General features: G+C 68.8%; 15 protein-coding genes. 5 read left to right on the forward strand and 10 right to left on the reverse strand.

The features are described 5' to 3' along the window. The 5 genes from ACWELJ_RS19260 to ACWELJ_RS19280 form a co-directional block, all read right to left on the reverse strand. The coding region (locus ACWELJ_RS19260) for a protein kinase domain-containing protein (RefSeq protein WP_452367499.1) at nucleotides 1-1,293 on the reverse strand (1,293 nt) is incomplete at its 3' end. Between the two features lie 84 nt (nucleotides 1,294-1,377). Beyond that, entirely contained in the window at nucleotides 1,378-2,667 is a 1,290-nt protein-coding gene (locus ACWELJ_RS19265; RefSeq protein WP_452367528.1) for a M16 family metallopeptidase, read from the reverse strand. Nucleotides 2,668-2,815: 148 nt separating this feature from the next. Next, a complete protein-coding gene (locus tag ACWELJ_RS19270; RefSeq protein WP_452367500.1) occupies nucleotides 2,816-5,077 on the reverse strand; it encodes a polyribonucleotide nucleotidyltransferase in 2,262 nt (753 codons plus the stop codon). Between the two features lie 423 nt (nucleotides 5,078-5,500). Further along, complete coding sequence (gene rpsO, locus ACWELJ_RS19275; RefSeq protein ID WP_452367501.1) at nucleotides 5,501-5,770, reverse strand: 30S ribosomal protein S15; 270 nt, start codon at nucleotides 5,768-5,770, stop codon at nucleotides 5,501-5,503. 137 nt (nucleotides 5,771-5,907) lie between these two features. Continuing rightward, nucleotides 5,908-6,867, reverse strand: a complete 960-nt coding sequence (locus ACWELJ_RS19280; RefSeq protein ID WP_452367502.1) for a bifunctional riboflavin kinase/FAD synthetase — start codon at nucleotides 6,865-6,867, stop codon at nucleotides 5,908-5,910. 174 nt (nucleotides 6,868-7,041) lie between these two features. Here ACWELJ_RS19280 and ACWELJ_RS19285 point away from each other — a divergent pair, with 174 nt between their 5' ends. Next, complete coding sequence (locus ACWELJ_RS19285) at nucleotides 7,042-7,815, forward strand: metal-dependent transcriptional regulator (RefSeq protein WP_452367503.1); 774 nt, start codon at nucleotides 7,042-7,044, stop codon at nucleotides 7,813-7,815. 25 nt (nucleotides 7,816-7,840) lie between these two features. Here the strand turns inward: ACWELJ_RS19285 and ACWELJ_RS19290 are convergent, their stop codons facing one another. From ACWELJ_RS19290 to ACWELJ_RS19305, 4 genes are all read right to left on the reverse strand, one after another. Then, entirely contained in the window at nucleotides 7,841-8,302 is a 462-nt protein-coding gene (locus tag ACWELJ_RS19290) for a phage tail protein (RefSeq protein WP_452367504.1), read from the reverse strand. A 197-nt stretch (nucleotides 8,303-8,499) separates the two neighbouring features. Further along, complete coding sequence (locus ACWELJ_RS19295; protein WP_452367505.1) at nucleotides 8,500-9,258, reverse strand: SDR family oxidoreductase; 759 nt, start codon at nucleotides 9,256-9,258, stop codon at nucleotides 8,500-8,502. A 44-nt stretch (nucleotides 9,259-9,302) separates the two neighbouring features. Next, nucleotides 9,303-9,629 (reverse strand): hypothetical protein, encoded by a 327-nt coding sequence (locus tag ACWELJ_RS19300; RefSeq protein WP_452367506.1) that lies wholly within the window; start codon nucleotides 9,627-9,629, stop codon nucleotides 9,303-9,305. Nucleotides 9,630-9,755: 126 nt separating this feature from the next. After that, a complete protein-coding gene (locus ACWELJ_RS19305; RefSeq protein WP_452367507.1) occupies nucleotides 9,756-10,160 on the reverse strand; it encodes a hypothetical protein in 405 nt (134 codons plus the stop codon). Nucleotides 10,161-10,432: 272 nt separating this feature from the next. Between ACWELJ_RS19305 and ACWELJ_RS19310 the strand changes: the two genes are divergently transcribed. From ACWELJ_RS19310 to ACWELJ_RS19325, 4 genes are all read left to right on the forward strand, one after another. Further along, on the forward strand, nucleotides 10,433-10,840 hold the full coding sequence (locus ACWELJ_RS19310; protein WP_452367508.1) for a YciI family protein: 408 nt from the start codon (nucleotides 10,433-10,435) through the stop codon (nucleotides 10,838-10,840). After that, on the forward strand, nucleotides 10,837-11,982 hold the full coding sequence (locus tag ACWELJ_RS19315) for an RNA polymerase sigma factor (protein WP_452367509.1): 1,146 nt from the start codon (nucleotides 10,837-10,839) through the stop codon (nucleotides 11,980-11,982). The genes ACWELJ_RS19310 and ACWELJ_RS19315 overlap by 4 nt, the downstream gene beginning before the upstream one ends. A gap of 200 nt (nucleotides 11,983-12,182) precedes the next feature. Beyond that, nucleotides 12,183-13,052 carry a class I SAM-dependent methyltransferase gene (locus ACWELJ_RS19320; protein ID WP_452367510.1) on the forward strand — a complete coding sequence of 290 codons (870 nt, stop codon included), beginning with the start codon at nucleotides 12,183-12,185 and terminating at the stop codon, nucleotides 13,050-13,052. A gap of 45 nt (nucleotides 13,053-13,097) precedes the next feature. After that, nucleotides 13,098-13,349 (forward strand): hypothetical protein, encoded by a 252-nt coding sequence (locus tag ACWELJ_RS19325; RefSeq protein ID WP_452367511.1) that lies wholly within the window; start codon nucleotides 13,098-13,100, stop codon nucleotides 13,347-13,349. A 15-nt stretch (nucleotides 13,350-13,364) separates the two neighbouring features. On the opposite strand, the gene ACWELJ_RS19330 is transcribed toward ACWELJ_RS19325, so the two are convergent. Beyond that, nucleotides 13,365-13,589, reverse strand: a complete 225-nt coding sequence (locus ACWELJ_RS19330; protein WP_452367512.1) for a hypothetical protein — start codon at nucleotides 13,587-13,589, stop codon at nucleotides 13,365-13,367. Nucleotides 13,590-13,675 lie beyond the last annotated feature (86 nt).

Consider the following 13,675-nt stretch of genomic DNA (forward strand, 5'->3'; position numbering starts at 1 on the left):
CCCGGTGCCGTCCGGCTGGTGCGCTCGCCGCGCCCCGGTGGTCTCCGAGGGATGGACCCGCCGCGCCCCCGTGGTCTCGGAGGGATGCACCCGCCGCGCCCCGGTGGTCTCCGACGGGTGCACACGCCGCGCCCCGGTGGTCTCCGACGGATGCACTCGCCGCGCCCCGGTGGTCTCCGACGGATGTCTTCGCCGCGCTGAGGATTCCGGCTGCGCCCCACGTCGCGTCCCCGACGTCTCGGACTGCTGCCCGGGCCAGGGGGGCGGCGTGCCGGACTGTTGTCCGCGACGCGCCGCGGTGGGGTCCGATTGCTGCCATCGACCGGCCGGTGAATCCGCTTGCGCCGCTCGCGAACCCGGCGCGTTCCGGGTCCCCCGGCGCGGGGTCGACGGCGAGGCGGATCTTCGGGCGGACGAGTCCGCGCCTCGACGAATGGGCGGTGCGTGCGTGCTCCCGGCCGCGGTCCCCTCGGCCAGCGCACGGTGCGCGGCCGCCGCGAATTCCGAACAGGTCGGGTACCGGTCGTCGGGGTGCTTGGCCAGGGCGCGGGCCAGGACCGGATCCAGGGTGGCGGGCAGGTCGGGTCGCAGGCTGGCGATCGGGGGCGGGTTGTCGTAGAGGTGGGCTTTGACGATCGCGCCGAGGTCGTTCGCGCGGAACAGCGGCACCCCGGTGAGCAGCCGGAACAGGGTGCAGGCCAAGGAGTATTGGTCGGCGCGGTGGTCGACGGGCTGGTTCTGCAGTTGTTCCGGGGAGGCGTAGGCCAGCGTCGCCATGACCGAGCCGGAGCCGGTGAGGCGGCCGGTGTCCTCCTGGAGTCGCGCGATGCCGAAGTCGGTGAGCAGGACGCCGGCTTGCTGTTCGCGGGTCTCGCGCGCCAGCATGATGTTGGCGGGCTTGACATCTCGGTGCAGTACGCCGACCCGGTGCGCGTAGTCAAGGGCGTCGGCGGTGGCGGCCACGATCTCGACGGCGCGCTCGGCGGTCATGTCGGTGACCGATTCGGCTTCGATGCCGTCGACATACTGCATGGCGATCCACAGTCGTCCGTCCTCGACGCCGCGGTCGTAGACGGTGACCACGCCGGGGTGGTTCAACCGGGCCGCGAGGTCGGCCTCGCGTTCGAATCGAGCGTGAGTCTCGCTGTCGCCGTGGTACTCCGCGTTCAACAGCTTCAGTGCGATCCAGCGCGGCAGGCGTGGATGGCGCGCCAGGTATACCGCGCCCATCCCGCCGCGTCCGAGCTCACGTTCGATGACATACCCGGCGAAGTTCTCACCTGGTTCGACCACGACCCCTCCCATTCCGGCGAGGTGATCATAGCCACAAACGGGCATACCTCACCGGCGGCTGGGGATTACCGCCGAGTAAGTATTTCAGCCGACCAGATTTCGGACGGCCACCGGCAGGTCACGGGTGCGCCGATACGGTCCGGCCACCGCCACCCCGAACGGACGCGCCAGCAGGCTCGTCGCGATCGCGGACACCTCCTCGGTGGTGACTTCGTCGATGCGAGCGAGGGTTTCGGACACACTGCGGTGATTGCCGTAGCTGAGCTCCGAGCGCCCGATGCGGTTCATCCGCGATCCGGAGTCCTCGAGCCCCAGCACCAGTCCCCCGCGCAGCGAACCCTTGGCGCGAGCGCATTCGGCGTCGGTGATGCCATCGGCCGCCACCTCCTCGAGCACGCCGTGCGCCAAAGCGGCCACGCGGCCGAGGTTTTCGGGCTGGCATCCCAGGTACACCGAGAACGCCCCGGTGTCGGCGAAGGTGTCGACGCTGGAGTACACCGAGTACGCCAGCCCGCGCTCCTCCCGAATGCGCTGGAACAGCCGCGAACTCAGTCCGCCGCCGAGCACGGTGTTGAGCACCGACAGCGGCCAGCGCTTCTCACCCTCGTGCCGCCCGAAGGCGCGGGTGCCGAACACCAGGTGCGCCTGCTCGCTGTCCCGGTTGATGCGGATCAGCTCCGGATTGCCGCGCGGACGGAACTTGCCCTCGCGCCGGGGCGCCGGTTCCAGTCCGGTCTCGAGCCGATCCTCGAAGGCGCGGAACACCAATTCGACGACGTGCTCGTGCTCGATATTGCCCGCGACCGCCACCACCATTCGGTCGGGCCGGTAGCGGCGCAGGTGGAACGAGCGCAATTGCTGCGCGCCCATCGCCTCGATGGAATCGACACTGCCGATCACCGGACGCCCGATGGGATGGTCGCCGAACAGCGCGGTCAGGAAGGCGTCGCCGACCATGTCCTCGGGATCGTCGTCGCGCATGGAGATCTCCTCCAGCACCACCTGCCGCTCCACGCTCACGTCCTCGGCCCGGCACAGCCCGTTGAGCACCACATCGCTGACCAGATCCACCGCCAGCGGCAGATCCTCGTCGAGCACGTGGGCGTAATAGCAGGTCTGCTCCTTGGCGGTGAACGCGTTGAGCTCGCCGCCGACCGCGTCCATGGCCTCGGCGATGTCCAGGGCCGAGCGCGAGGGCGTGGCCTTGAACAGCAGATGCTCGAGGAAATGCGCGGCGCCGGCCACGGTCGGGCCCTCGTCGCGCGAACCGACACCGACCCACACGCCGATCGAGGCCGAGCGCACGCCCGGCACATGCTCGGTCACGACCCGCAGGCCGCCGGGCAGTACGGTCCGGCGCACGCCGATATCCATTGCGGGAGACTCGTTCCGGTCGATCGCGAGCGCAGAACCCCCCTGCTCCAGGTTGCGGAGCAAGGGGGCGTTGTTCTGCACGGAGTCCTTCGCGGTGCGCGCGGAACCCGCGCGCACCGCGGACTGCTTCTTCGTCACAGAGAAATGATTACTCTGCGTTCGCGTCGGCCGCAGCAGAGGTCGCGGAGTTGTCCGAATCCTCGTCGATCGGCACCAGCGAGATCTTGCCGCGGTTGTCGATGTCGGCGATCTCGACGCGGATCTTGTCACCCACGTTGACCACGTCCTCGACCTTGGCGACGCGCTTGCCGTTGCCCAGCTTCGAGATGTGGACCAGACCGTCGCGGCCCGGGAGCAGCGAGACGAACGCGCCGAAGGCGGTGGTCTTGACGACCGTGCCCAGGAAGCGCTCGCCGACCTTCGGCAGCTGCGGGTTGGCGATGGCGTTGATCGCGTCGATCGCGGCCTGCGCCGACGGGCCGTCGGTCGCACCGACGAACACGGTGCCGTCATCCTCGATGGAGATGTTGGCGCCGGTGTCCTCGGTGATCTGGTTGATCACCTTGCCCTTGGGTCCGATCACCTCGCCGATCTTGTCGACCGGGATCTTGATGGCGGTGACGCGCGGAGCGTAGGGGCTCATCTCGTCCGGGGTGGCGATGGCCTCGGCCATCACGTCCAGGATGGTGTCGCGGGCGTCCTTGGCCTGGTTCAGCGCACCGGCCAGCACCTGCGACGGGATGCCGTCGAGCTTGGTGTCGAGCTGGAGGGCGGTGACGAACTCGCGGGTGCCGGCGACCTTGAAGTCCATGTCGCCGAAGGCATCCTCGGCGCCCAGGATGTCGGTGAGGGCCACGTAGCGGACCTCGTCCTCACCCTTGTCGTTCTTCACGGTGTCCGACACCAGGCCCATGGCGATACCGGCGACGGGGGCCTTGAGCGGCACACCGGCGTTCAGCAGCGACAGGGTCGAGGCGCAGACCGAGCCCATCGAGGTGGAACCGTTGGAGCCCAGCGCCTCCGACACCTGACGGATGGCGTAGGGGAACTCCTCCTGAGAGGGCAGCACCGGCATCAGGGCGCGCTCGGCGAGGGCGCCGTGGCCGATCTCGCGACGCTTGGGCGAACCCACGCGACCGGTCTCACCGGTGGAGAACGGCGGGAAGTTGTAGTGGTGCATGTAGCGCTTGGAGGTCTCCGGGCCGAGCGAGTCGACCTGCTGCGCCATCTTCACCATGTCGAGGGTGGTGACGCCCAGGATCTGGGTCTCGCCACGCTCGAACAGCGCCGAACCGTGAGCCCGCGGCACCACGGCGACCTCGGCCGACAGCGCGCGGATGTCCGCCAGGCCACGGCCGTCGATGCGGAAGCTGTCGGTCAGGATGCGCTGGCGGACCAGCTTCTTGGTGACCGAGCGGAAGGCCGCGCCCAGCTCCTTCTCCCGACCGGCGAAGGACTCGGCCAGCTCGGAGAGCACGGCCAGCTTGATCTCGTCGGTGCGCTCGTCGCGCTCCTGCTTGCCCGCGATGGACAGCGCCTCGTTCAGCTCGCGCTTGGCGGTGCCCTCGACGGCCTCGTAGGCGTCGGGCTGGTACGGCAGGAAGATCGGGAACTCTTCGGTCGGCTTGGCCGCCAGGGCGGCCAGGTCGGCCTGCGCCTTGCACAGGCGGGCGATGAACGGCTTGGCGGCCTCGAGGCCCTCGGCCACAACGATTTCCGTCGGGGCGGCGGCGCCGTCGGCGATCAGGGCCAGCACATTGTCGGTGGCCTCGGCCTCGACCATCATGATGGCGACGTCACCGTCGACCACGCGGCCCGCGACGACCATGTCGAACACGGCGTTCTCGAGCTGCTCGACGGTCGGGAAGGCGACCCACTGGCCCTCGATCAGAGCGACGCGCACGCCGCCGACCGGGCCGGAGAAGGGCAGGCCCGCGATCTGGGTGGACGCCGAGGCGGCGTTGATCGCGACCACGTCGTAGAGATCCTTCGGATCCAACGACATGACGGTCACGACGACCTGGATCTCGTTGCGCAGGCCGTCGACGAAGGACGGGCGCAGCGGCCGGTCGATCAGGCGGCAGGTCAGGATCGCGTCGGTGGAGGGGCGGCCCTCACGACGGAAGAACGAGCCGGGGATGCGGCCCGCGGCGTACATGCGCTCCTCGACGTCCACCGTCAGCGGGAAGAAGTCGAACTGATCCTTAGGCTGCTTGGAGGCGGTGGTGGCCGAGAGCAGCATGGTCTCGTCGTCGAGGTAGGCGACCACGGAACCCGCGGCCTGCTTGGCCAGGCGGCCGGTCTCGAAACGGATGGTGCGAGTGCCGAACGCGCCGTTGTCGATCAGGGCGACGGACTCGAAAACGCCGGGCTCGACCTCGGCGGCGGAACTGGTCTGGGTGTCGGACATCTTTGTTATCTCAACCTCTCGTCTTCGCCGGAGCCGGCACGCGTTCGTACACGTGCCCTCCGGCTCGCGGCCGTACCCGGCATGGGCGCGCGCCAGCCCTCGTGGCTGTCGCACGCACACCCGGCCGGCATCCCCTTGGATGCGGCGACGCGGAGGCGGTCATCGATCGAAGCCCTCCGGGCGCGCATGGTTCATCTCATACTTCGCGCCCCGAAAAGCCACTACCGAAGACCGACGCCACGCGACGGGTGCATACGGCTCGTGTTGGCGTATACCCGGCCGTGTTCCCCCTCGTGGGGAACCTCCGGCCACATATACGAAAGGCCAACGAGAAGGATTCTATGCCTCCTCGTTGGCCGGTTCGTCAACTACCTCTGCTCACCAGGTGTGTCACCTCGCGGGCCGAGGGGTCCGCGGCTGGAATCAGCGACGCAGGCCGAGACGCTCGATCAGCGAACGGTAGCGGTTGATGTCCTTGTCCTGCAGGTACTTCGACAGCCGCTTGCGACGACCGATCAGCGCCATCAGACCGTGGCGGGTGTGGTGGTCGTGCTTGTGCTTCTTGAGGTGCTCGGTGATGTCGGCGATCCGCTTCGACAGCAGCGCGATCTGCGCCTCCGGGGAACCGGTGTCGGTCTCGTGGACGCCGTACTCGGCGAGAATCGCCTTCTTCTGCTCAGTGGTGAGAGCCACAGATACTCCTTGTTTCAGTCCGCGCTCGTGGGACCCGACTCCGGAGAGTCGGGGCGGGCGCCGCCGCGGACCGCAGCAAACCCGACGGGCCAGCTTACCGGAGGGTTCCGGCTCGCGGAAATCGGCCCTGGCGTGGCCTACTCGTCGGCCTCGCCGCCGAGCACCTTGCGGGCCTGATCGCAGTCGCGGCGGATGGCCTCCACCAGTTCCTCGATCGACTCGAACTTGCGCATGCCGCGCAGCTGCTCGACGAAGTCGACGGCCACGTGCTTGCCGTAGAGGTCGGCCTCGAAGTCGAGGATATGGGGCTCGACGGTGCGGTTGCGGCCGTCGAAGGTCGGGTTGGTGCCGACCGAGATGGCGGTCATGTGGCGGGTGCCCGCCAGCGGGTCGCCGGGCTCGAGGACGGTGAACCAGCCCGCGTAGACGCCGTCGGCGGGGATGGCGGCATGCATGGTGGGGGCCACGTTGGCGGTCGGGAAGCCCAGGCCCTTGCCGCGGCCGTCGCCGTGCACGACCACGCCCTCGACGCGGTGCGGGCGGCCCAGCGCCTCGGCGGCGGCGCCCACATTGCCCTCGGACAGGCAGCCACGGATGTAGGTGGAGGAGAAGGTGACCGCGTGCTCGCCGAGCAGCTGCACCCCGTCGACCTCGAAGCCGTAGCGGCCGCCCAGTTCCCGCATGGTGTCGAGGGTGCCCGCGGCCTGCTTGCCGAAGGTGAAGTTGTCGCCCACCACGACCTCGGACACGTGCAGGCGGTTCACCAGCAGTTCCTCGACGTACTCCTCGGGGGTGAGCTTCATGAAGTCGCGGGTGAACGGCATCACCACGAACACGTCGATGCCGAGTTCCTCGACCAGTTCCGCGCGCCGGTCCAGGGTGGACAGCTGCGGCGGATGCGTTCCCGGACGGACCACGTCGACCGGATGCGGGTCGAAGGTCATCAGCACCGACGGAACGCCGCGCACCGCAGCGGATTTCACCGCGCGGCTGATCAGCTGGGCATGCCCGCGGTGCACGCCGTCGAACACCCCGATGGTGAGGACACACCGGCCCCAGTCCGCGGGCATCTCCTCGAGGCTTCGCCATCTCTGCACACCGGAAGCCTACGCAAAGCGCGTCTCGGACAATATTCCGCCGTGCGGAAGACCACGGCCGGAAGCGTGCCCGTCACCGTGTGTTCACCGGTCCGGGGCGCCGCGCGGCGGGTGCCTCTACCAGCGAGCGCGCCGATGTGTGAAACCGCGCGGCATGTGCCTAAGCTCGGTTACGTGCCCGGAAAACGAGACATCGCCACCCGCCGCGAGCTGGCCGATCCGTCCGCACCTTCCGCACCCCACGGGACCACCATCACCGCCGCGAGCGGGGCGTCCAGCGTCGCGCCGGTGCTGTCGTCGGTGGCCCAGGATTATCTGAAAGTGATCTGGACCGCGCAGGAGTGGTCGCAGGAGAAGGTGTCGACGAAGCTGCTGGCCGAGAAGATCGGCGTGTCGGCGTCGACGGTGTCCGAGGCGGTGCGCAAGCTCGCCGATCAGGGGCTGGTCGAGCACGCCCGGTACGGGGCCATCACCTTGACCGAGGACGGGCGCCGGGCCGCCATCGCCATGGTGCGACGGCACCGGCTGATCGAGACGTTCCTGGTCAACGAGCTCGGCTACGGGTGGGACGAGGTGCACGACGAGGCCGAGGTGCTCGAGCACGCGGTGTCGGAGACATTGATGGAGCGGATCGACGCCAAACTCGGGCATCCGGACCGGGATCCGCACGGCGATCCGATCCCGTCGGTGGACGGGGCGGTGCCGACTCCCCCGGCCCGGCAGCTCAGCGATTTCGGAGCCGGCGAATCCGGCCGGGTGGCACGGATTTCCGATTCCGATCCGGCGATGCTGCGGTATTTCGATTCCCTCGGAATCGCTTTGGACACGCCGATCGCGGTGGTGGAGCGACGCGACTTCGCGGGGACCATCGCGGTGCGGGTGCAGGAGCGCACCATCGATCTGGGCAGCATTGCCGCCGAGGCCATCTGGCTGAGCGAAGCCCACTGAGGTTTCGGTACTCGCCCTCGATGGTTCAGTACTCGCCCTTGATGACGAAGTAGGAACCCCGGATGGTGCCGGCCAGTTTCGACTTCTGCCGGGCGAATTTGAAGCCGGACAGCTCTTCGGGGACGTCCATGCCGTCGGAGAGTTTGAATCCGACGGCGCGCTTTCCGGAGTCCTCGAGGGTGTACATCACATTGATCGACAGGCCGCTCTCGTAGAAGACGTAGGCCATGCGAATGCCCTCGACCTCGAATTCGGTGGCCTCGAGCGGCTTGGACTCGATGACGATCCGACGCTCGTCGGCGAGGATCCCGCTCACCCAGGCGATGGTCTGCTTCGCCTTGCTCGCGGGCTCGACGGTGAAGACGTGGTCGTATTTGTTCTTGAAGTAGCGGGCTTCGTTGGCCCGCAAGCCCGCCAGGGCGGGCGCGACCGGGGACGACTCCAGGCCGACGGTCGAGACTGTCGTGAAGTCCACCGCATAGGACATGCCGAATCTCCTGAACGTGTCGGTCGTTTGATGCCGGACCATGCTCGCGAGTTCCTGCGCAATCCTAACTTCTTCGGACGGCTGTCCCGGTTAACCCGCGCCCGGGACGTCCGATCAGTACTCTTCCCTCGGCGGCGGTGTGCGGGCTGTCGGTGGACTGCACCCACATCGTTCTCCGACGTGAGCCCGGCACCGGCTCACACCAGCCGGTGCCCGCCGTCCACGTGCGCCACGGTCCCGGTCACGAACGCGCTCCTCAGCAGCGAAACCACCGCCACCGCAATGTCTTCCGGCTGCCCCAGCCGCCGCGCGGGCAGCTTCTCCGCCATCGCCCGCCACCGCTGCTCCTTGTCCGGCCACGGCATCGACTCCCAGATCCCGGTCATCACCCACCCCGGCGACACCGCGTTCACCCGCACCGGAGCCAACTCCACCGCGAGCGCCCGCACCAGGCCCTCCAGCGCCGCGTTCACCGCCGCCACCATCGCCCCACCCGCGGCGGGCCGATAGGCGGCGATCCCGGACACGAAGGTGAGCGACCCGTTCTCGCTGAGCCGCGCATGCTTGGCCAGCAGCATCGACCCGATCAATTTCGTCTCGATGAATCCCCGCCCATTCTCGAAATCGAACGTGGCGATCGGCCCGTAGGTCCCCGCCACATCCGCCGCGGTACTGATGACATGGTCGACGGTGCCCACCGTCTCGAACACCCGCGAAACCTGCCCCTCATCACTGATATCCGCCGCGACGGCACTGACCTTCCCGTCCCCCAATTCCCGCACGGCATCGGCCAGCCGTTCTTCCGATCGCCCGACGATCACCACCTCATACCCCTCCGCGAGCAGCGCATCGGCGATGGCGAACCCCATTCCCGACCCACCCCCCACCACAACCGCACGCCCGGCCCGCTGCCCAATCCCGTTCTCTGTCATGCCATTCAGCCAACCGCGCCGCACGAGCGCGGTCCACGACGCTGCGTCTCACGCGCCTTAGCCCCGACCTAACGCCCCTGGTCCCCCGGCCGCGGAAAGTCGAGCACGTTCCTGAAGGTCGCCCGAGGCTCTCCGGTGATTCCGGCGCGCTCGGCGGCCGGAACGAGCCGCTCGGTGGCGAACCGCCGAAACGCCTCCTTCGATTCCCATACCTCGGCGATCCGAATCCCGTTCTCCGTGGCCACGACCCAGCCGAACAATCCGCCGTCCGGCATCGGCCCGCCGGCAGGCGCCCCCACCAGCTCCATCACGCGCGCGTACTGCTCGAGGGTTGCCCCATCGAACTCGATTTCCACCCCGATCACCATGATCCCCCCTTCCGTCGAGAATCCCATTGGGCCAGATCCCCTCCCACCCCGGCACGACCCCGAAACTCGGGGCTGCGCAAGCGGCTTCGCACCGGCCGACAACGGCGAACGCCCGCGCCGACATGGGAGTCGGCGCGGGCGTCGGGGGTTCGGTCAGGCGGTGTGGAGGGCCTCGGTGATCTTGCGGGTCATTTCGGTGACGGCGGGCTGGGGGGTGGGGCTGGTCGCGGCGGCGGCCTGCAGGGCGGTCAGGACGGTGGTGCGGAAGTTGTCGGCTTCGGCGGGGTGCTGCTGGGTGAGCAAGGTGGTGGCGGTGGTGAGGGCGGGCAGGACCTGGTCGGCCAGCTGGGCGACGGTCTTGCCCGGCAGGTGGATGTCCTTGGACTTGGCGGTCAGCAAGTGGCCGATGGGGCCGGTCGCGGACAGCAGGGCCAGGGAGCCGGCGGCGGCGGCCTTGCTCGGCTTGGCGGAGGCGGCGGCGAGCAGGGAGACGGCGCCGTAGGCGGCCGAGCGGATGGTGGACTGGTCCTGGGCGGTGAGGGTGAGGGTGGCGGACATGGCGGGCTCCTTCGAAAGGTGTTGCGGTGGCTCCGATCCGGTCTGGTCCGGGGCCGTTCTTGTTCGATGGGAGTACTTTGTCCGGCATCGCTGACAGCGCACTGATGGCGGGCTGACGCGGTCGCTGACACGCTTTTCGGGCGCTGTCGACACGGTTTTCGGTCGCTTCCGAAATTTGTGCGCGGTGGGTGTCGAGAATGGTCGGGTGGCTCCGTCCCAGGGGTGACAGACCCATTCGACCTGGATGGTCGTAGCGAACCTAGGGAGACATCATGGCCAAGTATCTGCTGCTCAAGCACTATCGAGGCGCGCCGGCGGCGGTCAATGACGTGCCGATGGACCAGTGGACGCCGGAGGAGGTCACCGCGCACGTGCGGTACATGCGGGACTTCGCGGACCGGCTGGAAAAGAGCGGGGAGTTCGTGGACGGGCAGGCGCTGGCGCAGACCGGGGCCTGGGTGCGGTACGACGGGGAGGGGCGGCCGCCGGTGACGGACGGGCCGTTCGCGGAGACGAAGGACCTGATCGCCGGGTGGATGGTGATCGACGTGGACTCCTACGAGCGGGCGATCGAGTTGGCCGGTGAGCTGTCGGCGGCGCCGGGGGCGGGCGGCAAGCCGATCCACGAGTGGCTCGAGGTCCGGCCGTTCCTGAGCGAGTCGGCGGCGGCGACCGAGTGAACGAGTCGCTGCTGCGTGAGCTCGTCCCCGCGGTGATCGGCGTGCTCGTGCGCCGCGGGGCCGAGTTCGCGGCCGCGGAGGATGCGGTGCAGGAGGCGCTGATCCGGGCGTTGGAGACGTGGGAGGCCGATCCGCCGCGGGACGCGAAAGGGTGGCTGGTCGCGGTCGCCTGGCGAAAGTTCCTGGACGCCGCGCGGGCCGAGACCTCCCGGCGGGGACGCGAACTCGCCGTCGAGGAAGAGCCCGCGGCGGGACCGGTCTCCGCGACGGATGACTCGCTGTGGCTGTACTTCCTGTGCGCGCATCCCTCGCTGCCGCCCGGATCGGCGGTGGCGTTGACCCTCCGGGCGGTCGGCGGTTTGACGACACGGCAGATCGCGGCGGCCTATCTGGTGCCGGAAGCGACCATGGCGCAACGGATCAGCCGCGCCAAACGGAAGATCACGGGGCAGCCGCTGGATCGGCCCGGTGATCTGGCGACCGTGTTGCGGGTGCTGTATCTGGTGTTCAACGAGGGGTACGGCGGGGATGTCGACCTGGCGGCCGAGGCCATCCGGCTCACCCGCCAGCTGGCCGCCGCGACCGATGCCCCCGAGGTGTCGGGCCTGCTCGCGTTGATGCTGCTGCATCACGCGCGCCGCGCCTCCCGCATCGAGGCCGATGGTCGACTGGTGCCGCTGGCGCGGCAGGACCGATCCCGCTGGGACACCGGCTTGATCGCCGAGGGCGTGGCGATTCTGCAGGCCGCGCTGGCTCGCGACCGGCTGGGCGAATATCAGGCCCAGGCCGCCATCGCCGCCCTGCACGCGGACGCGCCGAGCACCGCGGAGACGGACTGGGTGCAGATCGTCGAGTGGTACGACGAACTGCTCCAGCTCACCGACACTCCCGTCGTGCGGCTGAATCGCGCGGTGGCGATCGGTGAGGCCGACGGGCCGCGCGCCGGACTGGCCGAGCTGGCCGGGCTGGATCCGACGCTGCCGCGCCACACCGCGGCCCGCGCCTATCTCCATGAACGCGCCGGTGATCTCGAGCAGGCCGCGGATCTGTACGCGGAGGCGTCCCGCGTGGCCACCACCGTGCCCGAGCGCGACCACCTCACCCGCGAGGCGGCCCGGGTCCGGCAGGCGCTACGCCCCTGATCCGCCCAGGGTTCAGGACCCCGCGGCCGCTCTCGGCAGCGGCACGAGTTGTGTTGCGACAGTGAAGACATGCCGGACGAAAGCGGCCCGGTCGGTGCCAATGCCGCCGCGTGGCACAACCCACACCTCACCCCCTCCCCTGATCCTCTATAAATGTAGAGGACACCCGATAGGGATCGGGGGCGAAGGAGTTGAGCCGAATGTCGTTGCAACCGCTGGTCACTCATGTATCCGACACCGCGCGGTGGGTGGCCGCGCACCGCGCGATCGAATCCGCCCGGCCGGACGCCTTGTTCCACGACCCGCTGGCCGACCGTCTGGCCGGTCCCCGCGGCCGTGAGATCGCCGAAGCCGCAGGGCAGTCGATGGCCGATGACTGGTTCCTGGTCACCCGCACCCGGCTGATCGACGACCAGATCACCGAGGCGGTCGCCGCCGGGTGCGATCTCGTGCTGAATCTCGGTGCGGGCCTGGACGCCCGGCCGTACCGGATGGAGTTGCCGGCCGACCTGCGCTGGATCGAAGCCGACCTGCCCGGCCTGATCGCCGAGAAGAACGCACTGCTCGCGGCCGAGACGCCGCGCTGCCGGCTGACCAGGACCGCCCTGGATGTCACCGATTCCAGCGCTGTCACAACCTATCTCGACTCGGTGCTCACCGATGTCCGCAAGGCGCTGGTGATCTCCGAAGGCTTGGTGATGTACCTGCGCGAAGCCGACGTGACCGTATTGTCCGCGACACTGACCCGCCCCGAGATCGCGGGCTGGTGCCTGGATTTCAGCTCGGCCGGTGTCGCGCACCTGATGACCGACCGCAACGAGGGTCTGCTGCGACGCGCACCATGGACCTTCCTGCCCGCCGACGGCGTCACCTACTTCGAGAACCTCGGCTGGGACGCGACCTACGTCGAATCGATTGTCGTCGCGGCCGCCCGCTTCGACCGACTCGCCATCCCCCTAACCCCCGAGGAACTCGAAGCCCAGCAACCGAACCCACGAGCACCCGGCGACCAGCCCTACAGCGGCGTCCTTCGCCTGACTCCCGCACGATCCGGACCCGACGCTCGCTAGCCCTGGCATCCGACCGTCCGACACCGCTGCGGCGCAGCGGATTACGTGTCACTCGAGCCTTTGTTCAGGAGGTGGCAGGGCGGCGGTAACGACTGGCCGGACGACAGGCCGCGGATCGTCGTCCTGGACGCCGAGACCAATGAACGCGAGGTCTGCCCCGACGTCGCCACCATCGACGTATTCAACACGGCCGCAACCAATCCGGACATCCTCGCGACCTGGCCACCAGCCTTCCGAGCCGGCATCCGCCAAGCCGACGACTTGGCCGAGCAGCTGATCGACGCAGGCTGGCCCTAGCCGGTTCAGCACCCCTCAGAACAACCGATCACCCGACGGATCCGGCACAGCCGTAGCCCGCCCGTCTACCCGCTCCTCGTCGCCGACACCGTCCTGGATCGCGTCGATCTGATCCTGAACCACCGCGGCGCGAGCCACCAACTCGACCCGGTCAGGCTCGGTAAGGCTCTCAGCCCCAAGCTTCTCGAAAACACACGAGAGCACCGACCGCAACTCCTCCAGCCCGCCATCCGCCTCCACAACCCCCCACCCTACGTCCGCCCCCACCCACCACCCGCACCCGCCGAATGTCGAGTGGCACATGGTGGAGGTGAAACTGGACAAAA

Source organism: Nocardia sp. NPDC004582 (genome assembly GCF_053602115.1).